The following is a 26,258-nucleotide window of genomic DNA, read 5'->3' on the forward strand; positions in this document are numbered from 1 at the left end:
GCACCCTGCCATGAACGCCGCGAACGCTGTGGATGCTGCGAAAGCCGTGAATGCCATCGACACCGGGGCACGGCAGCCACCGGCCCCCACCCGGCCACGCTGGGGCCGACTGGCCTTGCAGCTCGCCATCGGCTGGTTGCTGATATTGCTGCTGGGCTGGCTGGCGCACAACGCCAGCCGCAACATGGCCGCGCGCGGCATTGCCGGGGGCTTCGGCTTTCTGGAGCAGACGGCCGGCTTTTCCATCTCCGAAGGGCTTCTGCCCTACGAGCCCGGCGACAGCTACCTGCGTGCGGTCGCGGCCGGCGTGGCCAACACGGTGCGCGCCGCCGTGCCCGCGCTCGTGCTGGCCACCGTGCTGGGCCTGCTGCTGGGCGTGGCCGCCGTGGCAAGGCATCCGCTGCTGCGCGGCGCCGTGCGCCTCTATGTCGATGTGGCGCGAAATATCCCGCTGCTGGTGCAGGTGCTGCTGTGGTATTTCGCGCTGACTTCGCTGCTGCCCGACGTGGACCACCCTCTGGCCATCGGCCCCCTGGGCTTTCTGAGCAAGGCGGGGCTGGCCCTGCCCGGCCCGGTGTACGACAGCGCGGCGGGCTGGCACTGGAGCTCGCCGCAACCGGGCATGTTCGGCATCGACGGAGGACTGGCGCTGACGCCTGAATTCCTGGCCCTGGTGGGAGCCCTGGGCCTGTATGCCGCCGCCCATTGCGCGGAAATCGTGCGCGCCGGTCTGCAGGCCGTGCCGCGCGGGCAATGGAATGCCGCCTCGGCCCTGGGCATGCGCCGCGGCCAGCAGTTGCGCCTAATCGTGCTGCCGCAGGCCCTGCGGGTGATCATTCCGCCCTATACCAACCTGGCGCTCAGCACCATCAAGAACTCCTCGCTGGCCGTGGCCATCGGCTACCCCGACGTGGTGATGGTCGCCAACACCGCCATGAGCCAGACCGGCCAGGCCATCGAGTGCGTGACCATCATCGCGGTGGTCTACCTGGCCATCAACCTGCTGACCTCGCTGGCATTGAATGCCTTCAACCAGCGCAGTGCCTTCATCACACGCTAGCCGGGAAAGACCTGCCCATGAGTGCCGTACTCCGCGCACCGGCCCTGCCGGTGGCCCCGCCCCGGGTTCCGCTGGCGCAGCGCCTGCGCGCCAGCCTGTTTCCGGATGCGCTCTCCGGGCTCATCACCGCCACGCTGCTGCTGGCCGCGCTGTGGGCGGGCTGGAAGCTGCTGGCCTGGGGCCTGCTCGACGCCGAAACCGCAGTCAACCCCGACACATGCCGCGCTGCGGCCGGCGCCTGCTGGGGCGTGGTGCGCGACAAGTACCGTCTGGTGTTCCTGGGGCGCTACCCCATGGCCGAACAGTGGCGCCCCGTCGCCGCCAGCCTGCTGCTGCTGGGCAGCGTGGGGGTGGCGGCACTGCCGCGCTTCTTCGGCCGCGCCGGCATGGCAATGCTGCTGGCCGGGTTGACCGGCTTTGGCGTGCTGATGGCGGGCGGTGTGGCCGGCCTGGTACCCGTGCCCAGCGATCTGTGGGGCGGCCTGCCGCTGACCCTGTTCCTTGCCGTGATCGCCTGCCTGGCCGGCGTTCCGCTGGGCATTCTGCTGGCGCTGGGCCGGCGCTCCAGCTTGCCCTTGATCCGCATCCTGTGCACGGGCTTCATCGAGGCCGTGCGCGGCGTCCCCTTGATCACGCTGCTGTTCTTCGGGGCCTTCGTGCTGCCCATGCTGGTGCCCGCGCAGTGGCGGGTGGACCCCATGGTCCGCATCGCCGTCTGCCTGGCGGCCTTCAGCGCCGCCTATCTTGCCGAGGTGTTTCGCGGCGGGCTGCAGGCCGTGCCCCAGGGCCAGGTCATGGCGGCCCAGGCCATGGGCTTCACCAGGGTGCAGGTGCTGCGCCACGTGGTCCTGCCGCAGGCACTGCGCGTGACCATCGCGCCCACGGTGAGCAACTTCATCGGCGCGGTGAAGGACACCTCCCTGGTGGCGATCGTGAATATCTACGACATCACCGGCTCCCTGAAGATGGCCATGAGCGACCCCCACTGGATTGCGTACTTCGTGGAGATGTACATGGTGGTCTGCGCCGTCTACCTGCTCATCGGCCTGGGCATCGCCCGCTATGGCCGCTTCCTGGAATCGCGCTACGCACTCCAATGAACATGTCCCAGAACCCCCGAAAATTTTCCATTGCCGTGCACGGCGGCGCAGGCACCGTCATCCAGGGCCAGGCCGACGAGGCCCCCTACCACGCTGCCCTGGCCCAGGCGCTGGAGGCGGGCGCCGCCCTGCTGCGGCGCGGCGCCAGCGCGCTGGACGCCGTTCAGGCCGCGTGCCAGTCCCTGGAAGACTGCCCGCTGTTCAATGCCGGGCGCGGCTCCGTCTACACGCGCGACGCGCGCCACGAGATGGACGCCGGCCTGATGGACGGCAGCAACCTGCGGGCCGGCGCAGTGGCTTCCGTCAGCCAGGTGCGCAATCCGATTGCGCTGGCACGGCATGTTCTTGACGACGGCCAGTGCGTGCTCCTGGTCGGCGAGGGGGCGCAGCGGTTTGCCGATGAACGCGGGCTGGCGCGGATGGATGCCGGCTACTTCGACTCTGCCGAGCGCCTGGCACAGCTGCGCCGGGTGCAGGCGCAATCCGGCCAGACCGCGCTGCTGGACCACGACGCCAGCGGACTGGCGGCGCACCCGGCTCCGCTGAACGAGAACGGCAAGATGGGCACGGTCGGCGCCGTGGCGCGCGATGTGCATGGCAACCTGGCCGCCGCGGCATCCACCGGCGGGCTGACCAACAAGCGCCCCGGGCGCGTGGGCGACACGCCCGTGGTGGGCGCAGGTTTCTACGCCGACAGCACCACCTGCGCCGTGGCGGCCACGGGAACCGGCGAGCATTTCCTGCGCGCAGCCATCGCGCACGACATCCATGCGCGCATGCGCTACCTGGGGCAAAGCCTGGAACTCGCAGCCGATGCCGCAGTGCGGGGCACGCTGACACACATCGGTGGCCAGGGCGGCGTGGTGGCCGTGGACAGCGACGGACGCGTGCACTGCCCCTTCAACAGCGCCGGCATGTACCGCGGCTACATCGTGGACGACGCGCCTGCCGTGACCCTGATTTTTGCCTGATAGACGTTTTCGCCCCTGGTTGACCTGTGCCCACGCATTGCGGGCAACGAGGCGTAACAGCATCGGCATTGGCCCGCCACGTCAGTAAGCCTCTGTCAGGAAACGGATTTTTTCTCATTGCGCCAGAAATCTGTCTTCAAACTGACAGATCCCCACCTCCAGGCTTGCAATTGCTTGCGTCCTGGGGCAATCCCTGAGTCAACCTGCAGCCACTTGCCCGCGTTGAACACGCAACAAAGGAGTGATTGCACATGACCGACATCTTTTCCCACACCGCCCTGCAGACCCGCTTTGCAGCCGCTGCGCTGGCCCAAGCTGTCTGGCCATGGGATGACCGTGACCGCAAGCGCGGCCCCCGCAACGCCTGAAAACCGGGTCACAAAAAAGTTTCGACTTCCTTCGAAAATTTTTTAAAAACCTGTCAACCAGCTGAATCTGGCCCGCGTTAAGAGAGCAATACAGGAGAAAGTTTCCATGCAAACGACTGCCATCATGTCCATCTGGCCCGAAGACGAACGCGATCGCAAGCGCTGAGGCGCTGGCTGGCGCACGCGGTGCCCCAGTCTCTGACACCACCGGTCTGACGGCCTTCCGTGCAGACCCGCTCTTCCACAGAACCCGCTTCAGCGGGTTTTGTCATTTCTGGGACATTTGCAGCGGGGCTGCCCAACAAAAAAGGAGCCCGGAGGCTCCTTTGCAGCGCGAACCCTTGCAGGTTCAATGCATGTGCAGGCCACCGTTGACCGAAAAATCGGCGCCGGTGGAATAGCCGCCTTCCTCCGAAGCCAGCCAGGCGATGATCGATGCGATCTCGCTGGGCTCGCCCAGGCGCTTGACGGGGATGGTGCCCACGATCTTCTCCAGCACGTCGGGACGGATGGCCTTGACCATGTCGGTGCCGATGTAGCCGGGGCTCACGGTGTTCACGGTCACGCCCTTGGTGGCCATCTCCTGCGCCAGCGCCATGGTGAAGCCGTGCATGCCCGCCTTGGCGGCCGAGTAATTGGTCTGCCCGGCCTGGCCCTTGGCGCCATTGACCGAGCTGATGTTGATGATGCGGCCCCAGCCCTTTTCCACCATGTCGCCCACGACCTGCTTGGTCACGTTGAACATGGAGTTGAGGTTGGTCTCGATGACGGCCTGCCAGTCTTCCGGCGTCATCTTGATGAACATGCGGTCACGCGTGATGCCGGCATTGTTGACCAGCACATCGATGCTGCCGTGCTCGGCCTTGGTCTTGCTGAAGGCCTCGACGGTGGAAGCCCAGTCGCCCACATTGCCGACCGATGCATGGAAGTTGTATCCCAGCGCCTTTTGCTCGTCCAGCCACTTCTGGAAGTCGCGCGACGGACCGCAACCTGCGATGACCTTGAAGCCTTCCTTGTGCAGACGCTGGCAGATAGCCGTTCCGATGCCTCCCATTCCCCCTGTGACATACGCTACTTTTTGAGCCATTCTTCTCTCCTGTCAATCAATGGTTGCTTCAGATCAATCTATCCACGACAACCGGGGCATTGACTCCGGTTATCACCAAGGGTGCCTGAACCTCTGGGTCCGGCACCCCCGTATGGCTAGTATGCAGCGCGTGCGCTGCGCCTCTCTTCGGGCAGGCCCTAGGCAGGCCTAGGATCTACCCTGAAAGCTTGCTAACGTTTTCCCGGAGCCCTTCAGACGCGCTCCACCGCCATGGCCACGCCCATGCCGCCGCCGATGCACAGGCCGGCCAGGCCCTTCTTGGCGCCGCTGCGCTGCATCTCGTGCAGCAGGGTCACCAGGATGCGGGCGCCCGATGCGCCGATGGGGTGGCCGATGGCAATGGCGCCGCCGTTGACGTTGACCTTGGCGGGGTCAATGCCCAGCTCCTGGTTCACCGCACAGGCCTGGGCCGCGAAGGCTTCGTTCAGTTCGAACAGGTCCACGTCCTGCGCGGTCCAGCCCGCACGCTCCAGCGCCTTGCGCGAGGCGAACACCGGGCCCAGACCCATGGTGGCGGGGTCCAGGCCGCTGGTGGCGTAGGAGACGATGCGCGCCAGCGGCTTCAGGCCCAGGGCCTTGGCCTTGGAGGCGCTCATCACCACCACGGCGGCCGCGCCATCGTTCAGGCCCGAGGCGTTGCCGGCCGTCACCGAGCCGGCCTTGTCGAAGGCCGGGCGCAGGCCTGCCAGGGCGTCGGCATTGGTCTTGCGGTTGATGTACTCATCGGCCGCGAACACCACCGGATCGCCCTTGCGCTGGGGAATGCTGACGGGAACGATTTCGTCCACGAACTTGCCTGCGTCCTGTGCGGCCGTGGCCTTTTGCTGGCTGGCCAGGGCCAGGGCATCCTGCTGCTCGCGGCTGACGCTCTTTTCCTTGGCCACGTTCTCGGCCGTGATGCCCATGTGGTACTGGTTGTAGACGTCCCACAGGCCGTCCACGATCATGGTGTCGGCCATCTTCCAGTCACCCATGCGCTGGCCGTCGCGCGAGCCCGGCAGCACGTGGGGCGACAGGCTCATGTTCTCCTGGCCGCCGGCCACGACGATCTCGCTGTCGCCCGTGGCCACGGCCTGGGCTGCCAGCATCACGGCCTTCAGGCCCGAGCCGCAGACGGCGTTGATGGTGAGGGCCGGGGTTTCCTTGGCAACGCCGGCCTTCATCATGGCCTGGCGTGCGGGGTTCTGGCCTGCACCAGCGGCCAGCACCTGGCCCATGATGACTTCACCGACCTGGTCGGTGCCGACCTTGGCGCGGTTCAGTGCCTCGCGGATCACGATGGAGCCCAGTTCGGTGGCGGGGATCTTGGCAAGGGTGCCGCCAAACTTGCCAACGGCAGTACGGACAGCGGAAACGATGACGATGTCTTCCATGATGACGGACCTTTCTTTGGACTCTTGAAGGGATGCCCGGGCGCACATTGCCGCAGTCGCGGCAGCGGCACCCTGCATTCAAGCCGCAGCGTTATTGCACTGCAGCATCGAAACGATTGTGCCTCAGGCCTTGACCAGTACGTAGCGGCCCGGGGCCGGCTCGATGGCCGTGTATTCCCTGCCTTTGCCGTACTGCTTTGGCGCTGCGACCAGCTTGCCGCCGTGCTCGGCCAGCCAGGGGCTCCAGTCGGCCCACCAGCTGCCCGGGTACTCGTCGGCGCCGGCCTGCCATTCCTTGAGCGTGGGCGGCAGTTGGCCGTCCTCGCGCAGCCAGTAGCTGCGCTTTTTCTTGGCCGGCGGATTGATCACGCCCGCGATGTGGCCCGATGCGCCCATCACAAAACGCTTGTCGCCGCCCAGCACCTGGGTGGACGCATAGGAGCCGCCCACGGGCACGATGTGGTCCTCGCGCGAGCCGTAGATATAGGCCGGCAGGCGCAGCTGGTGCATGTCGATGCGCTCGCCGCAGACGGTCAGCGCGCCGGGCTGGGCCAGCTTGTTTTCCAGGTAGAGGTTGCGCAGATACCAGGCGTAGTAGGGGCCGGGCAGGTTGGTGGAGTCGCTGTTCCAGTACAGCAGGTCGAACGGCGGGGGCGTCTCGCCCTTGAGGTAGTTGCCCACCACGTAGTTCCAGACCAGGTCGTTGGGCCGCAGAAAGCTGAAGGTGGACGCCAGGTCCTGGCCCTTCATGAGACCGCCCTCGCCCATCTGCATCTCGCGAAAGCGCACCACGGATTCGTCGATGAAGACATCAAGGATGCCGGTGTCGCTGAAGTCGATGAAGGTGGTCAGCAGCGTGACGCTGGCCACGGGAAACGGCACGCCAGCTGGCGCCGTGGCGCGGGCTGTGGATGTGCGGGCCGCGCTGCGGCTGCCAGCCGCGCGCTTGGCCGCAGGCGCCTTGGCCGCCGGAGCGGCAACTGCGCCATGCTCGCGGTCGTGGCGTGCCTGCAGCACGGCCAGCGCGGTGGACAGCATGGTGCCGCCCACGCAAAAGCCCAGCACATTGATCTGCTCGGCTCCCGCGATCTCGCGCGCCACGCGGATGCCGGTGAGCACGCCGTCCTCGATGTAGTTGTCCCAGGTCTTGCGCGCCAGGCTTTCGTCGGGGTTGCGCCAGCTCATCACGAAGGTGCGATGGCCCTGGCTGACGGCGTAGCGGATCAGCGAGTTGTCGGGCTGCAGGTCCAGGATGTAGAACTTGTTGATGCAGGGCGGCACCATGAGGAAGGGCCGCTCGTGCACCTTGTCCGTCAGCGGCTTGTATTCGATGAGCTGGAACAGCTCGTTCTCGAACACCACGGCGCCTTCGGTGGTGGCGACGTTCTTGCCCACGGTGAACAGGCTCTCGTCGGTCATGGACACATGGCCCTGGCGCATGTCGGCCAGCAGGTTGGCCACGCCCTGGGCCAGGCTCTCGCCCTGGGTTTCGATGGCTTTCTTCTGGGCCTCGGCATTGAGTGCCAGGAAGTTGCTGGGCGCCATGGCCGCCAGCCATTGCTCGATGGCGAAGCGCACGCGGTTGCGCGTCTTGTCATCTGCCTGCACGGCATCGGCCAGGCCCATGAGCATGCGGCTGTTGAGCAGATAGGTCGCAGCCGTGGCCGCCGTCAGCGGATTGCCGGCCCACGATTCGGTGTTGAAGCGCTTGTCCTTGGCCAGCAGCGCCTGGGCGCCGCCCTGTTCGGCCATGGCCTTGGCACCATCCAGGTACTGGCGCTGCAGCTCCAGCAGCTTTTCGGGGTCCAGCGACAGCGCGTTCTCGGGCAGGGCGCCGGGTTCGGGGACGGCCGCTTTCCAGGCCTGGGCCATGTCCGGCATGCCTGGCATGCCTTGGGTTCCCGGAAGGCCTGGTTGCCCCAGCTGCTGCAGTGTCTGCAGCGTGCGGCTCCATTGCTCGTTCCAGAATTGCTGGACGGATTGGCCTGACAGGCCAGCGAGTGGGTCAAAATTCATGCTGCATCCTTGTTCGTGGATGCCATGCAATAGCCTGGGGCTTGCGGGGCATCCGTTTTGATTGTGACCCAGGCGAGCCCCGCCTTGCCCGGCACAGACCTCCACGAAAACCCGTGCCTCGCTCGATTTTTTGGTTCGACCATGTATCTCGTTGTTATCGCCTGGCTCTATGTCACTCTGATGATGGCAGTGGCCGAGGCCGCCAGCCCCACGGGCAGCATACTCGGCGCCGTGATCACGTTCGCACTCTATGGACTGCTGCCTCTGTCCATCGTGATCTACATCATGGGCACGCCCGCGCGCAAGCGAAAACGCCATGCACGCGAATTGGCCGAGCGCGAGGCCTGGCTGGCGCAGCAGCAGGCCTCGCAGAGCGGCCCCGGCACGCAGGCGCGCTCAGTCCTTCCAGATGCAGGCGGCGAACCGCCCGCTGCTGCCCAGGCGGGCAGCGTCGCGCCGGTGCGAAAAGAACCGTGAGCCGTTGAGCACCGTGCACCATGCGTCGCCGCCGTCATTGCCGTAGATGGCGGTGATGCCCAGCGCCGCCAGGCGCTGGCGCGCAAGCCCGGCCAGGTTGGCCAGGTACTTGGGTGCGCCCCCGCCCTCTTGCGGCACGGCGGTGAAATGCGCCCCGGCCGCCGCGTCATGCGCGATGAAGGCCGCGCGCACCTCGGCGCCCACTTCGAAGGAGCGCGGACCGATGCAGGGTCCGAGCCAGGCCAGGGTCTGCTGCGCCGCTTGCCCGGGCGGTGCCTGGATCTGGCCTGCAAAGCGCTCGAACAGCGTCTCCAGCACCCCGCCCGCCAGCCCGCGCCAGCCCGCATGGGCCGCGCCCACCACGGCACCGCTGCGATGGGCCAGCAGCACGGGCAGGCAGTCGGCCACCATGATGGTGCAGACCACGCCCGAGGCGCTGGTCACGCAGGCATCGAAGGCCTGGCCCTGCGCGCTGCCTGCATCCAGGGCCACCACATCCACGCCATGCACCTGCTGCAGGAACACCGCGCAGGCGCCAGGCGTATGGGCACGCACGATCTCCTGCAGCCGCTGGCGGTTGGTGCGGACGGCCTGCGGGTCATCGCCCACATGGTCGCCCAGGTTCAGGCTGCCCCAGGGCGCCGTGCTGACGCCGCCTTCGCGCGAGGTGCACAGCGCGTGCACGCCGGGCGGCGCGGGCCACTCGGGCACCAGCCAGGATGCGGGGATGGTGCCGGGGAGGTTGCCGGGGATGGAGTCAGGCGGGGCAGCGCTCATTCCGCGTCGGGGCAGGCCGAGGGATGGGCCTTCTGGAAGGCCGGCAGCGCCTCGCAGCGATCGACGATGGCCGCCAGGCGTGGCAGGCCGTCCAGGCTCACGTTGAAGCGGCGGCCGTTGAAGATCTGCGGCACCAGGCAGCAGTCGGCCAGCGTGGGCGTGTCGCCCCAGCAAAACAGCGAAGGCGCCAGGCCTGCGGCCTCGCGCTCGGCGGCCAGCAGGTCCAGCTGGCGTTCGAAGGCTTCCAGGCCGGAGCGCACCCAATGCACGTACCAGCCGCTCTTGGCCTCGTCGGAGACACCCAGGTTGCGCACCAGGTACTTGAGCACGCGCAGGTTGTTGAGCGGATGGATCTCGCAGGCCACCATCTGGGCCAGCGCGCGCACATGGGCACGGCCCAGGGCGTCGCGCGGCAGCAGCGGTATTTCGGCATGGGTCTCATCGAGATATTCGATGATGGCCATGGACTGGGTCAGCCAGTGGCCGTCCTCGGTTTCCAGCGCCGGCACCAGCGCATCGCCGACATGCTGGGCATAGGCCGGCGCCCTGTGGTCGCCGCGCAGCAGGTGCACGGGTACGGATTCATAGTCCAGGCCCTTGATCTGCAGCGCAATGCGCACGCGGTAGGAGGCCGACGAGCGGAAGTAGGTGTGGAGCTTCATAGACCGCAAAGCATACCGTGCGGCCCGGGGTCTGTTCCGGCTCATCCGGCCATCGCGTTGCCCCGTTGCGGGGCCACAGGCATGGCACACTTGCGACGGCGCCCACGAGACAAGGCGCCAGAGGAACACCGACATGAGCTACGTTTTCAACCCGCCCGCCGTGGCCAGCGTACCCGTCCTGGGCCGCCCCGAGCGTTTTCCCGTGCACCGCATCTACTGCGTGGGCCGCAACTACGAAGAGCACGCCAAGGAGATGGGCTTCACCGGCCGCGAGCCGCCCTTCTTCTTCCTCAAGCCTGCCGACGCCATCGTACCCGTCGAGGCCGGCACCACGGGCACCATGCCCTACCCCACGCTGACCTCCAACCTGCACCACGAGATCGAGCTCGTCGTGGCCATCGGCAAGGCGGGCAAGAACATCCTGGCCGCCGACGCGCTGGACTACATCTGGGGCTACGCCGTGGGCCTGGACATGACGCGCCGCGACCTGCAGAACGACATGAAGAAGCAGGGCCGCCCCTGGTGCATCGGCAAGGCCTTCGAGCATGCCGCGCCCATCGGCCCCATCACCCCGGCAGCCGAGGCCGGCGACATCGCCAAGGCCACGATCTCGCTGCAGGTCAATGGTGCCGACCGCCAGCGCAGCGACATCGGCAAGCTGATCTGGAACATTGCCGAGACCATCGAGCACCTGTCGGCCGCCTGGGAACTGCAGCCCGGCGACCTGATCATGACGGGCACGCCCGAAGGCGTGGCCGCCGTGGTGCGCGGTGACCTGCTGGAAGGCCGCATCGATGGCCTGAGCCCCTTGAGCGTCAAGATCGCCTGAGATCCGTCTGCCTGGCGACAGGCCGGCAAGGCAGCGGGGAGCGCGCTCCCCGGCCTGCCGGCCTTCGTTTTTCTGAACCCACAGTCCGCCGCACGGAAAGCCTTCCCGCCTTCCGTCTGGCGGCGCTTTCACTTCCATGGTGTCGGCATGATTTTTCGCAGCCCCATCAAGTTCTGCCGAGCCTGCGGCACGGCCGTGGTCTACCGCATTCCCGACGATGGCGACACGCGCGAACGCGCCGTGTGCCCGCACTGCCACACCATCCACTACGAGAATCCACTGAACGTGGTCGGCACCATCCCCGTCACCGACGACGGCCGCGTGCTGCTGTGCAAGCGCAACATCGAGCCGCGCCGGGGCCTGTGGACCCTGCCTGCCGGCTTCATGGAACTGGCCGAGACCACGGCGCGCGGCGCCCAGCGCGAGACCGATGAGGAAGCCGGTGCCGACATCGAGATGGGGCCGCTGTTTTCCATCGTTGACGTGCCCAAGGTCAGCCAGGTCCACCTGTTCTACCGCGCCCGCCTGCGCAGCGAGCAGTTCTATCCAGGCCCCGAGACCATGGAGGCCTGCCTCTTTGCCGAGGCCGAGATTCCCTGGGAGGAACTGGCCTTTCGCACCGTGCGCGTGACGCTGGAGCGCTACTTCGAGGACCGTGCGGCGGGCCTGCTTGACGCGCACCGCGTGCACTCCATCGACCTGAGCCTGTAGGCACATGCACCGCCGTCCGGCACCACCGCGCTGCACGGCAGTGCCGGACGCACGCCGGTGACGCCAGGCCATGCCCCGGCGTGGCGCTGATGGGGCTGTGGATGGGGGGCTGTCATCCTTGTGTCACCTTGCAGACACATTTAGTCACAAGCTGGCCTCCTTCTTGCTCGTTGCATCAGGCTTTTCCCTGATCGGGGAAAGCGGGTTTCACCCAGCCTGAACCTGACTGCGGAGCGCTCCATGGCCACATCCCTGCCAACCGACCTGATTCTTCCCCACCTGCGGGAACTCAACCGCAACGCCGCCGACCTGCGCGAAATACGGCTCATGTGGCGGCTCATCGAAGCCTCGGCCCGCATGCAGGCCTCGCAGCAGGGGCAGGCCCTGGTGTCCATGCTCACCGACACGCGCCAGGGACTGGAGCAGCTGGAGCAAGGCCTGCTGCAGTCGCAGCTGGCGCAGTCCGCGCAGGAGGCCATGGCCCAGTTGGGCATGCAGTCCGCCCATGCCATCGATCTGCTGGTGCGAAGCCTGTACGAGCGCACGGCCGATGTCGGCTTTCTCGCCGCCGATACCGTGCTGTGCGAGGCCATGGCCCGGCTTGACGATGGCGATGGCGATGGCGATGACTGTGGCCTGCCCGACATGGCGGCCGGCGGTCTGCGCGCATGGCAGGCACCGCTGCAGGCGCACTTGCAGGCGCACCTGCAGAGCTACCGAGCCAAGTACACGGTGTATGACGACATCCTGCTGCTGGACACGCAGGGCCAGGTCTGCGCACGTGCCCAGGCGCAGGCAGGCCGCAAGCCGCCACCGCCCTGTGCCGAGGCCTGGTTCCAGCAGTCCCTGCAGCAGGCCGGCCATGTCAGCCATTTCGGCGCCAGTTGCGTGCTGCCCGGCGCAGACCGCCTGATCTACGCGCAGCGCCTGCTGCACCCACGCACCATGGCGGTGCTCGGCGTGCTGTGCCTGAGCTTCGACTTCGCCGCCGAGATGCAGGCCATCTTTGCCTCTGGCGGGCCGCGCGCCCAGGTGGGGCTGCTGCTGGACGACGGCGGACTGGTCATCGCCAGCAGCGATGCCCACTGGATAGCCCCCGGCAGCCGCGTGCCCATGCACCATGGTGATGCCGTGCAGCCGCTGATCCATGCAGGCCGCACCTACCTGGTGCGCACGGCGCGCGCCCTGCCCTACCAGGGCTATGCGGGGCCGCAGGGCTGGCAGACCCAGGTGATGGCACCGCTGGACCTGGCCTTCGCCACGCAGCAAAGACCGCAGGTCCTGCAGGCGCTGGAGCCGGCCATTGCCGAGGGGCTGATGGCCCAGGCGCGCGGCTTTTGCCCGCCGCTGCACGCCATGGCCCGCGCGGCCGACGACATACGCCGCGTGGTCTGGAATGGCCAAGTGCTGGCTGCCAGCCAGGCGCCGGGGTCCCCGGTGCAGGGCACGGCCCACCCGGACCCGCTGCAGGCCGTGCTGGAGCAGATGGGCGAGACCGGCGACCTGACCCATGCCGTGTTCACACGCGCCATTCACGGCCTGCACGAGACCGCGCTGTCCACCCGGCTGCAGGAGCACAGCACGCTGAACCGGCTGCTGATGGACCTGCTGGAGCGCAATCTCTATGAACGTGCCAACGACTGCCGCTGGTGGGCCCTGACGCCCGGCCTGCAAAAGGTGCTGGAGGACAACAGCGGCTGCCTGGCCCTGTCGGTACAGGCCCACGACAGCGCGCAGCGGCTGCTGGAGCAGCTCAATGCGCTGTACACCGTCTATGCGCGCATTGCGCTGTACGACGCCCAGGGCCTGGTGCTGGCCTGCAGCCATGAGGACGAGGCCGGCCTGCCCCTGGCTCCCGGCACGCGCGTGCAGGCATCGGCCCTGCAGGCCACTGTGCTGCTGCGCGATGCCCAGGCCTACCACGTGCAGGAGATGGACGATGGAGGCCTGCCCGTCCATGTCTACCATGCCGCGCTGCGCGCGCCATCGCCTGGGAGTGAACAGGCGCACGGACATGCACACGGCGGCGATCAGGGCCCCGTCATCGGCGGCATCGCCCTGCTGTTCCACACGCGGCGGGAGCTGCAGGCCATGCTGCAGGCCGCAGCGCCAGAGCAGGCGGCAACGGCAGAGCAGGCCGCAGCCTCCGATCCCGAAGACAGCGGCCTGCCGCGCCTGCCGATGGAAGCGTTCTACGTGGCGCGTGACGGGCGCATCGTCGCTGCCAGCCATGGAGGGCGCCCGCTGGGTAGCTGCATCGCAGGCGTGGCCGGCTTGGCATCGCTGGCCGATGGCGAGGTGCGCAGCAGCATCGAGGAGATCGAAGGCCACTACTGCATCGTCGGCATGGCCGCCGGGCGCGGCTACCGCGAGTTCCGGCTGGACCAGGGCGCGGCACGCGATGCAAAAGAAAGCGCAACGGACGACACACTGGCAGGCCTCGTCAGCCTGAGCCTGCAGCGGCTGGGCCCCGTGCATGCCGATGCGCGCAACCGCGCGCTGCGCCTGGCGTCGGCCACCCGCCTGGATGGCGCCCGGCCCGCTACGCACGGGCACGGGCGCGCCGCGCATGGCAGCGGCGACGCGCCTGTGGAACTGGCCAGCTTCTACGTGGGCGCCAGCCTGCTGGCCCTGCGCGCGGGCGATGTCTGCGAGGCCCTGCCCGCCAGCGCCATCTCGCCCGTGGCGGCAGGACGGCTGCCGTTTTGCGTGGGCGCGCTGGCACGGCGCAGCCAGGGCAGCGTCAGCGGCTATGTCTGGGTGTTCGACCTGGCCGCGCTGCTGCAGGGCCAGCCCGGCGTGGTCACCGAGCAGTCACAGGTCATCGTGGTCCAGCATGGCGGCCTGCGCGTGGGCCTGCTGGTCAGCGCGCTGCAGGGCGTGCACCGGCTGCCAGCCAGCGCGCTGGTGGATTCGCCCATGCTGAACGCGGCCGACACCGCGACGGCCCTGGTGCGCAAGCTGGTGCATGCCGATTCGGGCCTGCCGCTGATCCAGTGCCTGGACCCCGCCGCGCTGATGCGAAGGCTGCAGCCTTCGCGCGTTGCCGCGGCCAATGCCGACCGCAATGCGGTCAGCGTGGAAAGAGAGGCGGCGTAGCCCGGGCGTGTCGGGCCTATGGGCATGTCGGGCGCGCCGGGCCTGTCGGGTGTGCCGCGCCTGTAACGCCTCAAAGGCCCCAGTGGCGCAGGCCCGGCAACGCGGCCTGCGCTGCCTCGTAGCCTTCGTCGATGGCCTCGCGGGCGCGGTGGAAGTCCAGCAGGCCCAGGTGGGACAGGCGCGGCGCGATCACCAGCTCGGGCGGGTCGCCCGCCATGCGGCTGCGCGTGATGCGCATCTGCATGATGTTGACGCTGGTCATCACCACGTCCAGCAGCGAGGGCGGCCGGGGCGGGGGCTCGGTCTCGCGGCCTGCCTCGTCGCGGTGGTGTCCGGGCATCCACCCCATCACGCCGCGCTGCAGCCTGCGCACCCAGGCCGTGCCGGCCACGGCGCTGGCCTGGCCGGCCAGGTCCTCGGGCGCCACGCCCTGCTCCACAGCGGGCGGGGCTTCCTCCAGTGGCGGCGCGGCAGCCATGGCGGCGGAGGGAACCAGCGGCCGCATGTGGCGCCGCATGATGTCGGCATTGAGATCGACCGCGATCACGATGTCCGCGCCCATGGCGCGCGCCAGCGAGGCGGGCACGGGGTTGACGATGCCGCCGTCGACCAGCAGCCGCCCCTCGCGCTGCACGGGCGTGAACAGGCCGGGCAGCGCGATGGAGGCACGCACGGCATCGGCGATGGAGCCCTTGCGCAGCCAGACCTCGGCGCCCGAATGCAGGTCGGTGGCCACGGCGCCGAAGGGAATCTTCAGGTCCTCGATGGCCGAGTCCACGAAGTGCTCGCGCCAGAACGCGATCAGCTTCTCGCCCTTGAGCATGCCGCCCGTGATGTTGAAGTCCATGAAACCGAACACCTTGCGCATGCCCAGTCCCAGCACCCATTCCTCGAAGCGCTGCATCTCGCCAGCCGCATAGGAGGCACCGACCAGGGCGCCGATGGACGAGCCGCAGATGATGTCGGGCCTCAGGCCCGCATCCTCCAGCGCGCGCAGCACGCCGAAATGCGCCCAGCCACGCGCCGACCCGCTGCCCAACGCCAGGCCGACCACGGGTTTGCGCGGACTCAGCGCCATCAGCGGTCCCCGCCCGCCAGCAGCGCCAGCATGCCGGCCTCGTCCAGCACGGTCACGCCCAGTTCCTCGGCCTTGGCCAGCTTGCTGCCGGCCTCGGCGCCGGCCACCACATAGCTGGTCTTCTTGCTGACCGAGCCGGAGACCTTGGCGCCAGCGGCCTCCAGCATCTCCTTGGCCTGGTCGCGGCCCAGCGTGGGCAGCGTGCCGGTGAGCACCACGGTCATGCCGGCCAGCGGCTGGGCGGTCTGCTCGCGCGCCGCGCCCTCTTCCCAGTGCACGCCGCAGGCACGCAGTTGCTCGACCACCTCGCGGTTGTGGGGCTGGGCGAAGAAGGTGTGGATGCTTTCGGCCACGATGGGCCCCACGTCGCGCACCTGCAGCAGTTGCTCGACGCTGGCGTCCATGATGGCGTCCAGCTGGCCAAAGTGGCGGGCCAGGTCCTTGGCCGTGGACTCGCCCACCTGGCGGATGCCCAAGCCGAAGAGGAACCGCGCCAGCGTGGTCTTCTTGGATTTTTCCAGCGCGTCCAGCACGTTCTGGGCCGACTTCTCGGCCATGCGGTCCAGCGATGCCAGGGCCACCAGGCCCAGGCGGTAGAGGTCGGGCAGCGTGCGCACCACGTGACCGTCCACCAACTGGTCCACCAGCTTGTCGCCCAGGCCCTCGATGTCCATGGCGCGCCGCGCGGCAAAGTGCAGGATGGCCTCCTTGCGCTGCGCCGGGCAGAACAGGCCGCCCGTGCAGCGGTGGTTGGCCTCGCCCTTGGGCCGCGCCACGGCGCTGCCGCAGATGGGGCATGCAGCGGGCATGCGGAAGTTGGACACATAGGCCGGCCGGTCGCCGGGCACGCGGCCCACGACCTCGGGGATCACGTCACCGGCGCGGCGCACGACCACGGTGTCGCCCGTGCGCACGCGCTTCTTGCGGATCTCGAACAGGTTGTGCAGCGTGGCATTGGTGACGATGACGCCGCCCACCGCCACGGGGGCCAGGCGCGCCACGGGCGTGAGCTTGCCCGTGCGGCCGACCTGTATGTCGATGCCTTCCATGCGCGTGGGCATTTCCTCGGCCGGGTACTTGTGGGCCACGGCCCAGCGCGGCTCGCGCGAGACAAAGCCCAGCTGGCGCTGCTGGGCCAGGCTGTTGACCTTGTAGACCACGCCGTCGATCTCGTAGGGCAGCGTGGCGCGCTCGGCGCCCATGCGCTGGTGGAAGGCCACCAGCTCGGCCGCGCCCTTGGCGATGCAGACCTGGGGCGCCACCGGAAAGCCCCAGTTGCGCAGCGTCTGCAGCATGGCGTAGTGGGTGACGAAGTCGGGGCCGCCCTGCGCGGCCGGCGTGATCTCGCCGAGGCCATAGGCGAAGAAGGACAGCGGGCGCTGCGCCGCAATGCCCGAGTCCAGCTGGCGCACCGAGCCTGCGGCCGCATTGCGCGGATTGGCAAAGCTCTTGCCGCCGGCGGCCTGCTGGCGCTCGTTGAGCTTGACGAAGTCGGCGCGGCCCATGTAGACCTCGCCGCGCACCTCGACCACGGGCGGCACGCCCTTGCCTTCGGGCAGGGACAGCGGAATCTTGCGGATGGTGCGGATGTTGTGGGTGACGTCCTCGCCCACCTCGCCGTCGCCGCGCGTGGTGGCCTGCACCAGGCGGCCGTTCTCGTAGCGCAGGTTCATGGCCAGGCCGTCGAACTTGGGCTCGGCCACGTACTCCACGGGCGGCGCGCCTTCGGCCAGTTCCAGCTCCTTGCGGATGCGTGCGTCGAAGGCCTCGGCACCCGTGGCCTCGTTGTCGGTCTCGGTGCGGATGCTGAGCATGGGCACGGCATGGCGCACGGGCATCAGGCCGTCGAGCACGGCGCCGATCACGCGCTGCGTGGGCGAATCCGGGGTGACCAGTTCGGGGTAGGCACCTTCCAGCGCCTGCAGTTGCTGGAAGACGCGGTCGTACTCGCCGTCGGGCACGGTGGGCGTGTCCAGCACGTAGTACTCATGCGCCCATTGGTTGAGCTGGGCGCGCAGCGCCTGCACCTTGGCCAGCACCTTGTCGGGGGCGGCCCCGGACTCCGGCGCCGCAGGGGCTGCGCCGGAGAAAAGATCCAGATTGTCATTCATGGGGTTGAGGCCAGGAGCCTGTTGTGCACCAGGGGCACCGCGCCGCGTCAGCTGAACAGTCGCCGCGCCAGCATGGAGCCCGCCGACAGCTCGCGGCTGTCGAGCTTGTCATAGAGATGTTCCAGGTCGTGCTGGATGGGGTCCAGCGCCATGGCCGGCAGCAGGTAGCCGTTCTGGTCGCAGAGCACGCCGTCCATGGTCTGGCACAGGCGCTCGGCCACCTGGCGCAACTGCACGAAGGCCTGCTCGCCGCGCGGCACCTGGGGCACGTCCAGGCTCAGCAGGAACTCGCGCACCACCGAGGTGTCCAGGTCGTCGGCCATCGCCGCCTGCGGGTCGTAGTTGAGCACCAGCACCGGCGGCATGCCGGGCGTGGGCGAAGGCAGGGCCATGCGCCCGGGCATGGAGCCCGGCAGAAAGCCCTGGCGCGATGCGTTCTGCTGCACGTAGCCCGCGCTCCAGGAGGCCTGGCGTGCGCGCAGCATGAAGGTGAGCTGGGCGTCGTGCTCGCTGGCGAACTGGTCGAGCTCGCGCGCTCGCGCCACTTCCTGCAGCATGTCGGGCACGTCGGGCGTGGCGCCCAGCGCGTCGGCAAAGCGCTGCACCTTGGCAACGAACTCGGAGAACTCGATCTCGTTGAGCGCACCCGTGCGGTTGGCCAGCTGCACGCCGGCCTGAAAACCCAGGTAGCGCTGGCCGGGCTGCAGCGGCTCCCACTGGTGGGTGGACTGGTTCATGCCCTCGATCGCAAAGGGCTTGTTGCCCGCGCGCCGCGTGGCGGGCTGGGCCTGCAGCGCCAGTTCGCCAGGCACGGCCTGGCCGACCTGCACGGGAGCAATGGCGTCGATCAGCGCATCCAGGCCCGGGCGGCTGGCGGCCGCGCTGGTCAGGGCCGCGTCGTTGAGGGAAGGCTCGATGGACTGCGGTGCCGATGGGGACGCCGCAGGCGCGGACACAGATTCAGATGCGGGTGCCGAAGCGCTGGCGTCTTCGCCCGCCTGCAGGACATGGGCGGCCTGCGCGGACTGCACTGCCTGGGCGGCCTTGGCCGCCAGCGCAGCCTGGGCCGCGGCCTGGCGCTGCTGCTCTTCGAGCTGGACCAGATGGGCCAGCTCGGCGTCGGTTTCGGCAAAGCGGTCCGCAGAGGCCAGGCTCTGGCCCGGCGCGGCGGTGCCGAAGTCGCCCAGCACGGGCTCGCGCAGGCTGTGCGTCAGGTCCGGGCCGTGGCCCACGGTGTCCATGCCGGGCTCATGGCGCGAGGGATCGCGCTGCGCTTCATCGACGGGGTCGGCGCGCTTGGGTGCATTGCGGCGCGCGGACCAGCTGTTGTAGGCAATGATCAGGGCCAGCACCACAAAGCCCAGGACGGCCAGACTGATTTGCAGGTTACTCATGGAATGAAGGAATGAAACGTCGTTCCAGCAAAGGGGTTTGAAAGGTTGCGGACATGCTCAGGATAGCTCAGCCATGGACAGCGCGGACTCCATGTCCACGGCCACGATGCGGGACACGCCCTGCTCCTGCATGGTCACGCCGATGAGCTGCTGGGCCATTTCCATGGCGATCTTGTTGTGACTGATGAACAGGAACTGCGTGCTCTTGCTCATGCTGGCCACCAGCTTGGCATAGCGCTCGGTGTTGGCATCGTCCAGCGGCGCGTCCACCTCGTCCAGCAGACAGAACGGCGCCGGGTTGAGCTGGAAGATGGCGAAGACCAGGGCAATCGCCGTCAGCGCCTTCTCGCCACCGGACAGCAGGTGAATCGTCTGGTTCTTCTTGCCGGGCGGCTGCGCGATCACCTGCACGCCCGAGTCCAGGATTTCATCGCCCGTGATGACCAGCTTGGCCTGCCCGCCGCCGAACAGCTCGGGGAACATGCGCCCGAAGTGCCCGTTCACGGTCTCGAAGGTGCCCGACAGCAGCTCGCGCGTCTCGGCGTCGATCTTGCGGATGGCATCTTCCAGCGTGTTCATGGCCTGGGTCAGGTCCTCGGTCTGCGCGTCGAGGAAGGTCTTGCGCTCGCGCGCCAGCTTCAGCTCGTCCAGCGCCGCCAGGTTGACCGCGCCCAGGGCCGCGATCTCGCGGTGCAGGCGGTCGATCTCGCCCTGCAGGCCGTGCATGCGCACATTGGCCTCGGCAATGGACTGGGAGACGGCGGCCAGGTCGGCGCCCGCCTCTTCCAGCAAGGTGGAGTACTGCTCCAGGCCCAGGCGCGCGGCCTGCTCCTTGAGCTGGAATTCGGTGATGCGCTGGCGCAGCGGGTCCAGCGCCTTTTCCAGTTGCTGGCGGCGTTCGTCGCTGGCGCGCAGCTTGTTGGTCAGGTCGTCATATTCGCTGCGGCGCGCGGCCACGGCCTGCTCGCGCTGCATCTTCAAATCCAGCGCATCCTGCAGGCCGCCCTGGGCCGCGGCATCGGTCAGGCGCGTGAGCTCGTCCTGCGCGCGCTGCTGCTCGTCGGCCAGGGAGCGGGCCTGCTGGCTGGCCGTCTCTATGGTGCGGCTGAGTTCGCCCCGGCGCGCCTCCAGGCTGCGGCGCGAGAACGTGGCCTCCTGGGCCTGGCGTTCCAGCGTACGCAGTTGCTCGCGCGATTCGTTCAGGCGCCGCTCGGACTCCAGCACCTTGTCGCCGAGCTGGGCATGGCGCTCCTGGCTGTCGGCCAGTTGCATGTCCAGTTCCTCGAAGCGGGCCTCGGCCGCCACGCGGCGCTCCTCGATGTCGGACAGCTGGGCCTCGACCTCGGCCAGGTCGGCGCTGATCTGGGCATTGCGCGCGCGGGCCTGCTCGGCCAGCTGCGACAGACGCAGGGTTTCGACCTGCAGCTCGTGGGCACGGCTTTGCGATTCGCTGGCCTCGCGCCGGGCGCTGACCAGGCGCTGCGAGGCCTCGGCATAGGCGCTTTCGGCACGCACCAGGGCCGTGCGCGATTCGTCGGAGATCAGCGCCTGGGCGCGCACTTCCTTTTCGAGGTGCTCGATTTCTTGGGCGCGTGCCAGCAGGCCGGATTGCTCCGAGTCCTGCGCATAAAAGCTCACGCTGTGGCTGCTGACGGCATGGCCCGTGGGCACGTAGACGGTTTCACCGGGCCGCAGTTCGCTGCGGCGCGACAGCGCCTCTTCCAGCGTGGGCGCCGTGTAGCAGTCCTGCAGCCAGTCGCCGAGCACGGCACGCAGGCCGGCATCGTTCACACGCAGCAGGTCCGACAGGTGCTGCCAGCGGCCGGCGGCCGGCGCGGGTGCGCCTTGCGGGGGGCTGAAGAAGGCCAGGCGCGCGGGCGGCGCATCGTGCCCGCCTGAGCCCAGAAAGCCACGCACCATGTCGAGCCGGCCCACTTCGAGTGCGCCCAGGCGCTCGCGCAGCGCGGCCTCCAGCGCGTTTTCCCAGCCGGGCTCGATGGCAATGCGGCTCCACAGGCCCTGCATACCGTCCAGGCCGTGCTTGGCCAGCCAGGGCTGGAGCTTGCCGTCTGTCTTGACCTTTTCCTGCAGGGCCTTGAGCGCTTCCAGCCGCGCCGACAGGTCCGCGTGGCGCGCGGCCTCGGCGTTGACGGCCTGCTGGCGCGTGCGGCGGTCCTCGTCGAGCTGGGGCACGGAGTCCTGCAGCTCGTTGAGCACGGCATCGGCCATTTCAGCCAGTTCGCGCGCCTCTTCCAGCTGGGACTGCAGATTGTTCAGGCGGGCCTCGTCGGGCGTCTCCAGCGCGTTGCGGTCGGCGCGCAGGCGCTCGAAGCGGGTCTCGAACTGGCGGCGCTGCTCGTCCAGGCTGCGCTGCTCGGCGGCCAGCACCTGGATCTGCTGCTGCACCTGGACCACGCTGGCGCGCTGGTCGGTGTCGGCCTTCTGGGCATTGCGCAGGGCGTCCTCCAGGTCGGGCAGGCGCATGCTTTGCTCCTCGACCTGGGCGGCCAGCATCTCGGCCTGTTCCTCGGCGTCCATGCCGGCGCCTTCGAGGTTCTCGATCTCGGCTTCGGCTTCCTCGCGGCGGCTGTTCCACAGCAGCACCTGCTCGGACAGCTGCTGCAGCCGCTGCTGCACGCGCTGGCGGCCTTCGAGCACGTAGCGGATCTCGGCCTCCAGCTTGCCGACTTCGGCAGTGGATTCGTAGAGCTTGGCCTGGGCCTGGTTGACCTGGTCGCTGGCGTCGTAGTGCGCCTGGCGCAGGGTTTCGAGTCCGCTTTCGTTGTTGCGGATGTCGGCCATGCGCTCTTCGAGCTCGTTGACGGCCTGCAGACCCTCCACGCGCACGCGGTCCTGCTCGGCCTCGGCCTCGGCGCGCTTGAGGAACCACAGCTGCTGCTGCTTGAGCGTGACCTGGGACTGCAGCGCGTTGTACTGGGCCGCCACCTCGGCCTGCTTTTCCAGCCGGTCGAGGTTGTTGTTGAGCTCGCGCAGGATGTCTTCCACGCGCGTGAGGTTCTCGGTGGTGGCCGAGAGCCGGTTCTCGGTCTCGCGCCGGCGCTCCTTGTACTTGGACACGCCTGCGGCCTCTTCGAGGAACAGGCGCAGTTCCTCGGGGCGCGACTCGATGATGCGGCTGATCGTGCCCTGGCCGATGATGGCGTACGCGCGCGGGCCCAGGCCCGTGCCCAGGAACACGTCCTGCACATCGCGGCGGCGCACGGCCTGGTTGTTGATGAAGTAGCTGCTGTTGCCCTCGCGCGTGAGCACGCGCTTGACGGCGATCTCGCCGAACTGGCCCCACTGGCCGCCCGCGCGGTGGTCACTGTTGTCGAACACCAGCTCCACGCTGGAGCGGCTGGCCGGCTTGCGGTGCGTGGTGCCGTTGAAGATCACGTCCTGCATGGACTCGCCGCGCAGCTCGCTGGCCTTGCTCTCGCCCAGCACCCAGCGCACCGCATCCATGATGTTGGACTTGCCGCAGCCGTTGGGGCCCACCACGCCCACCAGTTGCCCCGGCAGCATGAAGTTGGTGGGCTCGGCGAAGGACTTGAAGCCGGACAGCTTGATGGAATTCAGGCGCACGATGCAGGCAGATGGCGGTCCGCGGCGAACGGACGAATGAGGACGTGGGGGAACAACAGGGAAGCTCGGAATGATACCGCGCGCCACCCCTGCTCAAGAATGGAAAGCGGCCCGCGCGGGGCCGTGTCGAATGTCAAGAATGGTTTGAGGGGGCGTCCGGCACCCCGCTGCCATCCGTGCACTCCACCACCTGGGGCCGGTCCTGCGCCTCCTGCGCCTCCTGCGGCAGGTTCGCCGGGCTCAGGGCCGGAGGGCGCGACACGATGGCCTGGCGCACCAGTGCCTCGAAGCTGCGCACGGGCACGGGCGGGCTGAGCAGGTAGCCCTGCCAGGCGTGGCAGTGCTGGTCTTCGAGGAACTGGCGCTGCGCCTCGGTCTCCACACCCTCGGCGATGACCTGTAGGCCCAGGCTGGTGCCCAGGGCGACGATGGTGCGCGCAATGGCCGCGTCGTTGGGGTCGCTGAGCACGTCGCGCACGAAGCTGCGGTCGATCTTGAGCTGGTCCAGCGGCAGGCGCTTGAGATAGGCCAGCGAGGAGTAGCCGGTGCCGAAGTCGTCCAGCGAGAATCCCACGCCGTGTGCCTTGAGCGTGGCCATCTTGGCCGCCGTGTCGTCCACGTCGGCCAGCAGCAGGCTTTCGGTCAGCTCCAGCTTGAGCAGGCGCGGATTGGCGCCGTGCTCCTTGAGCGCCTGCAGCACCTGCTCCACGAAGCGCGCCTGGTGGAACTGGCGCGGGCTGACGTTGACGGCCAGCATCAGGCAGGCCATGTCCGGCTCCGCCGCCCATTGCGCCAGTTGCCGGCAGGCCTCGCCCAGCACCCATTCGCCCAGTTGCTGGATCAGGCCCGTTTCCTCGGCCAGCGAGACGAAGAGCGACGGAGGCACCAGCCCTTCGCGCGGGTGATTCCAGCGCAGCAGGCCCTCGGCGCCGACGATGCGCCCGTTCGCCACCTGCGGCTGGTAGTACAGGACGAATTGCGAGCGCACCAGGCCCTCGCGCATTTCCTGCTCCATGGCCGTGCGCGATCTGAGCACGGCCTGCAGTTGCGGATCGAAGAACTGCAGCGTGTTGCGCCCCATGCCCTTGGCCTGGTACATGGCCATCTCGGCACGGCGCAGGACCTCGTCGGCACTGAGTTCCTGTTCGCCGAACAGGCTGGCGCCTATGCTCAGCGTGATGTGGCAGGACTGGCCACTCAGTTGCAACGGTTGCAGCAGCAGCGAACGCATGCGCTGGACCTCGCCTTCGAGCTTGGAGGCGGCGTGCATGGAGTCCTTGCCCAGGTCCTCCAGCAGCACGACGAAGTCATCGCCGCTGTGGCGGGCCAGCGTGGCCTCGCGGCCCAGGGACTGGGCCAGTCGCTCGGCAATCATGCGCAGCAGCACGTCGCCCAGTTCCAGCCCCAGGCTGTCGTTGAAGGCCTTGAAGTTGTCCACGTCCAGCAGCATGACGGCGCCACAGCGCCCGCGCCCGCGACGGCGGCTGGAAGCCAGCGCCTGCTGCAGCCGGTCCACCAGCAGGCGGCGGTTGGGCAGGCCGGTGAGCGCATCGTAGAAGGCCAGGCGGCGAATTTCCTCTTCGGCGGTCTTGCGCTGGCTCTGGTCCTGCAGGATCAGCAGGCAGCCTTCGTCCAGCAGCATGCCGCCGATGGATACGGAGCGCGCGCAGCCGTCGCTGCCTATGAGCTGGTACTCCTCGGAGTTGAGGGTGCCGCAGCTGTCGGACTCGCTGCCATGGGGGCTTTGGGCAACGCGCGCCCGCGCCTGCGCGGCTTCGAAGCGGCGCTGCATGCGCTGGCGGCGTGCTTCATCCGGGCACATGTTGCGCCACCAGCCGTCGCCATCCATGCCGGCCGTGGCGCCATGGCCTGCCAGGCGCATGAATTCCTCGTTCCAGTAGGCGAAGCGGCCATCCTCCTGCAGCATGGCCAGGCCCAGGGGCAGGCGCTGGATGACCATGCGCAGGTGGCGCGATCCGTCGCGCTGCATTTGCTGCAAGTGGCGGCGCGCGCTGATGTCCTGCACCAGGGCCATCAGCCGCAACGATGGGCCGTGGCCCAGCGCGGAGATGTGCAGTTCCACCCAGACCAGGCTGCCGTCGCTGCGCCGCAGCTGCCGCTCGATCTGCAGGGCACGGCGCTGGCCCGCAGCCAGTTCCTGCAGCAGCAGCCTGTCGCCCTCCACCGTTTCGGCGGCCACCAGGGCCAGCAGGGGGCGCTGGCACAGCTGCTGTGCCTCGTGGCCGGTGATGTCGCAATACCTGCGGTTCACATGCAGGACATTGCCGTTGGCCGCGTCGATCTGCACCACGCCCACGGCGGCCTGCTCGAACAGTGCCTGAAAGCGGGCATCGCTCTCGCGCATGCTGCGGGAAGAGGCACGCAGCTGCGCCCAGCTGGACGGATGGCGCCGCCACCAGGCTGCCGCCAGCGAGGCCAGCAGGACTGACACCAGCATGCCCAGCGCAAACAGCACCAGGGGCTGGGCACGCTCGGTCCAGGACAGGGCCGTGCTCACGGGAATGAAGTTCAGCCGCCACAGCCGGTCCTGGGCCTGCAGCGTCTGCTCCAGCACCACCTGGCCGGTGTCGCCCAGGCCTACCGCTTCCTGCCCGCGCTCGGGCCAGGCAGCACCCAGATACAGCGGCAGCGGCGATACGCCGGCCGGCGGCAGGGGCGAGACCGGGCCTGCGTCATGCATGGCCAGCGCAAGCCGGCCCAGGAAGCCGCGCTCATGCAGGTCCTGCACCAGATCGTGCACACGAATGCTGACGTCGGCCGTTCCCAGGAACAGCGGATGCGCGGCCGTGCCATCCGGGGACTGGTGGTCCGCCAGCGCAAAGACGGGCGCGCGCACCAGCACGGCGGTGGCATGCTCGCCGGGCTGCTTCATGGCAAACGGCGCCGAGACCACGGCGGCCGCGCTGTCCCGGCTGCGCAGCATGCTGGCCATGAGACTGGGGCGGTCGTGCATGTCCAGGCCGGCGATGGATTCATTGCCTTCCACCGGCCAGAGATAGTCGATGAAGAAATAGTGGGGATCGGGCCTGAACGAGGCCGACGGATCCTGGCTGGCCGGATCGCGCTCCGTTGCGGCCCGCGTAAAGGTCAGCGCCTGCATGCCGGGCTGTATCTGTATGCGCAGCGCCTGCGCAATGCGCGCGAAGGCCTGCTGCCCCATCTCGGGAGAGGCGGCCAGCTGGTTGGCCACATGCTGGACCATGACGGCATAGGCATCCAGGCGCATCTCCAGCGCCTGGCGGGCAGACTGGGCCTGTTGCGTATGGCGCTGCAGGTCGATGCGCTCCAGCGCCCGCTGCTGCTGCAGGGCGAGCGCGGCGCTCAGGCACATGCCCACCGCCATGACGGTGGCGGCTGGCCAGGCGGTCCGGATGGCTACAAGCGTGCGCTGGGCAAAAGCTGACATGGAGCGGCTAAGGCTGAATAGGCAGTCACGGGGGAATCGGTCCAGGAGCACGGAACCACTCGTTGCCAGCCCCATGGCCAGCCACCCGAAAAGGCCGGGCAGGCCATGTGGA

The 26,258-nt window shown here is 68.5% G+C and carries 17 protein-coding genes; 7 read left to right on the forward strand and 10 right to left on the reverse strand.

Annotated elements, in window-relative coordinates:
- The first annotated feature begins 10 nt into the window (after nt 1–10).
- The 3 genes from ACUTR7_RS02915 to ACUTR7_RS02925 are packed head-to-tail and all read left to right on the forward strand — an operon-like array spanning nt 11 to nt 3,131.
- Nucleotides 11–1,060 carry an amino acid ABC transporter permease gene (locus tag ACUTR7_RS02915; protein ID WP_445608078.1) on the forward strand — a complete coding sequence of 350 codons (1,050 nt, stop codon included), beginning with the start codon at nt 11–13 and terminating at the stop codon, nt 1,058–1,060.
- A gap of 17 nt (nt 1,061–1,077) precedes the next feature.
- Nucleotides 1,078–2,160 (forward strand): amino acid ABC transporter permease, encoded by a 1,083-nt coding sequence (locus ACUTR7_RS02920; RefSeq protein WP_445608079.1) that lies wholly within the window; start codon nt 1,078–1,080, stop codon nt 2,158–2,160.
- Nucleotides 2,157–3,131, forward strand: coding sequence for an isoaspartyl peptidase/L-asparaginase family protein (locus ACUTR7_RS02925; protein WP_445608080.1), 975 nt, complete (start codon nt 2,157–2,159; stop codon nt 3,129–3,131). The genes ACUTR7_RS02920 and ACUTR7_RS02925 overlap by 4 nt, the downstream gene beginning before the upstream one ends.
- A 717-nt stretch (nt 3,132–3,848) precedes the next feature.
- Here ACUTR7_RS02925 and phbB read toward each other — a convergent pair.
- From phbB to ACUTR7_RS02940, 3 genes are all read right to left on the reverse strand, one after another.
- Complete coding sequence (gene phbB / locus ACUTR7_RS02930; protein WP_012205436.1) at nt 3,849–4,586, reverse strand: acetoacetyl-CoA reductase; 738 nt, start codon at nt 4,584–4,586, stop codon at nt 3,849–3,851.
- A gap of 212 nt (nt 4,587–4,798) precedes the next feature.
- Nucleotides 4,799–5,980 carry an acetyl-CoA C-acetyltransferase gene (locus ACUTR7_RS02935; protein WP_012205435.1) on the reverse strand — a complete coding sequence of 394 codons (1,182 nt, stop codon included), beginning with the start codon at nt 5,978–5,980 and terminating at the stop codon, nt 4,799–4,801.
- Nucleotides 5,981–6,103: 123 nt separating this feature from the next.
- The gene (locus ACUTR7_RS02940) at nt 6,104–7,996 is read right to left on the reverse strand and encodes a PHA/PHB synthase family protein (RefSeq protein ID WP_034393177.1); all 1,893 of its coding nucleotides are present in this window, start codon (nt 7,994–7,996) and stop codon (nt 6,104–6,106) included.
- Nucleotides 7,997–8,137: 141 nt separating this feature from the next.
- Here ACUTR7_RS02940 and ACUTR7_RS02945 point away from each other — a divergent pair, with 141 nt between their 5' ends.
- Complete coding sequence (locus tag ACUTR7_RS02945) at nt 8,138–8,473, forward strand: hypothetical protein (protein WP_013802557.1); 336 nt, start codon at nt 8,138–8,140, stop codon at nt 8,471–8,473.
- On the opposite strand, the gene pgeF is transcribed toward ACUTR7_RS02945, so the two are convergent.
- Nucleotides 8,393–9,250 (reverse strand): peptidoglycan editing factor PgeF, encoded by an 858-nt coding sequence (pgeF, locus tag ACUTR7_RS02950; RefSeq protein ID WP_445608081.1) that lies wholly within the window; start codon nt 9,248–9,250, stop codon nt 8,393–8,395. The genes ACUTR7_RS02945 and pgeF overlap by 81 nt on opposite strands.
- Complete coding sequence (gene maiA / locus ACUTR7_RS02955; RefSeq protein WP_013802559.1) at nt 9,247–9,912, reverse strand: maleylacetoacetate isomerase; 666 nt, start codon at nt 9,910–9,912, stop codon at nt 9,247–9,249. The genes pgeF and maiA overlap by 4 nt, the downstream gene beginning before the upstream one ends.
- Before the next feature lie 133 nt (nt 9,913–10,045).
- Here maiA and ACUTR7_RS02960 point away from each other — a divergent pair, with 133 nt between their 5' ends.
- The 3 genes from ACUTR7_RS02960 to ACUTR7_RS02970 all read left to right on the forward strand — a co-directional run bounded on the left by ACUTR7_RS02960 (nt 10,046) and on the right by ACUTR7_RS02970 (nt 14,551).
- Complete coding sequence (locus tag ACUTR7_RS02960) at nt 10,046–10,741, forward strand: fumarylacetoacetate hydrolase family protein (protein WP_034393172.1); 696 nt, start codon at nt 10,046–10,048, stop codon at nt 10,739–10,741.
- A 147-nt stretch (nt 10,742–10,888) separates the two neighbouring features.
- Nucleotides 10,889–11,452 carry an NUDIX hydrolase gene (locus tag ACUTR7_RS02965; protein WP_202758442.1) on the forward strand — a complete coding sequence of 188 codons (564 nt, stop codon included), beginning with the start codon at nt 10,889–10,891 and terminating at the stop codon, nt 11,450–11,452.
- A gap of 240 nt (nt 11,453–11,692) precedes the next feature.
- Entirely contained in the window at nt 11,693–14,551 is a 2,859-nt protein-coding gene (locus ACUTR7_RS02970) for a chemotaxis protein CheW (protein ID WP_445608082.1), read from the forward strand.
- Nucleotides 14,552–14,621: 70 nt separating this feature from the next.
- Here the strand turns inward: ACUTR7_RS02970 and ACUTR7_RS02975 are convergent, their stop codons facing one another.
- The 5 genes from ACUTR7_RS02975 to ACUTR7_RS02995 form a co-directional block, all read right to left on the reverse strand.
- Nucleotides 14,622–15,629, reverse strand: coding sequence for a patatin-like phospholipase family protein (locus ACUTR7_RS02975; RefSeq protein WP_012205427.1), 1,008 nt, complete (start codon nt 15,627–15,629; stop codon nt 14,622–14,624).
- Nucleotides 15,629–17,740 (reverse strand): NAD-dependent DNA ligase LigA, encoded by a 2,112-nt coding sequence (gene ligA / locus ACUTR7_RS02980; protein WP_445608083.1) that lies wholly within the window; start codon nt 17,738–17,740, stop codon nt 15,629–15,631. The genes ACUTR7_RS02975 and ligA overlap by 1 nt, the downstream gene beginning before the upstream one ends.
- A gap of 47 nt (nt 17,741–17,787) precedes the next feature.
- Complete coding sequence (locus ACUTR7_RS02985) at nt 17,788–19,134, reverse strand: cell division protein ZipA C-terminal FtsZ-binding domain-containing protein (protein ID WP_141832424.1); 1,347 nt, start codon at nt 19,132–19,134, stop codon at nt 17,788–17,790.
- A 57-nt stretch (nt 19,135–19,191) separates the two neighbouring features.
- Nucleotides 19,192–22,719, reverse strand: coding sequence for a chromosome segregation protein SMC (gene smc / locus ACUTR7_RS02990; RefSeq protein WP_013802566.1), 3,528 nt, complete (start codon nt 22,717–22,719; stop codon nt 19,192–19,194).
- 133 nt (nt 22,720–22,852) lie between these two features.
- Nucleotides 22,853–26,146 carry a bifunctional diguanylate cyclase/phosphodiesterase gene (locus ACUTR7_RS02995; protein WP_445608084.1) on the reverse strand — a complete coding sequence of 1,098 codons (3,294 nt, stop codon included), beginning with the start codon at nt 26,144–26,146 and terminating at the stop codon, nt 22,853–22,855.
- Nucleotides 26,147–26,258: the final 112 nt, after the last annotated feature.

The sequence above is a fragment of the Delftia sp. NA_296.1 genome, assembly GCF_052692095.1.

What these genes read in the sequence shown, in the direction of transcription:
- ACUTR7_RS02915 (WP_445608078.1), top strand. Translation starts at nt 11, where the DNA reads ATGAACGCCGCGAACGCTGTGGATGCTGCGAAAGCCGTGAATGCCATC.
- ACUTR7_RS02920 (WP_445608079.1), top strand. Translation starts at nt 1,078, where the DNA reads ATGAGTGCCGTACTCCGCGCACCGGCCCTGCCGGTGGCCCCGCCCCGG.
- ACUTR7_RS02925 (WP_445608080.1), top strand. Translation starts at nt 2,157, where the DNA reads ATGAACATGTCCCAGAACCCCCGAAAATTTTCCATTGCCGTGCACGGC.
- phbB (WP_012205436.1), bottom strand. Translation starts at nt 4,586, where the DNA reads ATGGCTCAAAAAGTAGCGTATGTCACAGGGGGAATGGGAGGCATCGGA.
- ACUTR7_RS02935 (WP_012205435.1), bottom strand. Translation starts at nt 5,980, where the DNA reads ATGGAAGACATCGTCATCGTTTCCGCTGTCCGTACTGCCGTTGGCAAG.
- ACUTR7_RS02940 (WP_034393177.1), bottom strand. Translation starts at nt 7,996, where the DNA reads ATGAATTTTGACCCACTCGCTGGCCTGTCAGGCCAATCCGTCCAGCAA.
- ACUTR7_RS02945 (WP_013802557.1), top strand. Translation starts at nt 8,138, where the DNA reads ATGTATCTCGTTGTTATCGCCTGGCTCTATGTCACTCTGATGATGGCA.
- pgeF (WP_445608081.1), bottom strand. Translation starts at nt 9,250, where the DNA reads ATGAGCGCTGCCCCGCCTGACTCCATCCCCGGCAACCTCCCCGGCACC.
- maiA (WP_013802559.1), bottom strand. Translation starts at nt 9,912, where the DNA reads ATGAAGCTCCACACCTACTTCCGCTCGTCGGCCTCCTACCGCGTGCGC.
- ACUTR7_RS02960 (WP_034393172.1), top strand. Translation starts at nt 10,046, where the DNA reads ATGAGCTACGTTTTCAACCCGCCCGCCGTGGCCAGCGTACCCGTCCTG.
- ACUTR7_RS02965 (WP_202758442.1), top strand. Translation starts at nt 10,889, where the DNA reads ATGATTTTTCGCAGCCCCATCAAGTTCTGCCGAGCCTGCGGCACGGCC.
- ACUTR7_RS02970 (WP_445608082.1), top strand. Translation starts at nt 11,693, where the DNA reads ATGGCCACATCCCTGCCAACCGACCTGATTCTTCCCCACCTGCGGGAA.
- ACUTR7_RS02975 (WP_012205427.1), bottom strand. Translation starts at nt 15,629, where the DNA reads ATGGCGCTGAGTCCGCGCAAACCCGTGGTCGGCCTGGCGTTGGGCAGC.
- ligA (WP_445608083.1), bottom strand. Translation starts at nt 17,740, where the DNA reads ATGAATGACAATCTGGATCTTTTCTCCGGCGCAGCCCCTGCGGCGCCG.
- ACUTR7_RS02985 (WP_141832424.1), bottom strand. Translation starts at nt 19,134, where the DNA reads ATGAGTAACCTGCAAATCAGTCTGGCCGTCCTGGGCTTTGTGGTGCTG.
- ACUTR7_RS02995 (WP_445608084.1), bottom strand. Translation starts at nt 26,146, where the DNA reads ATGTCAGCTTTTGCCCAGCGCACGCTTGTAGCCATCCGGACCGCCTGG.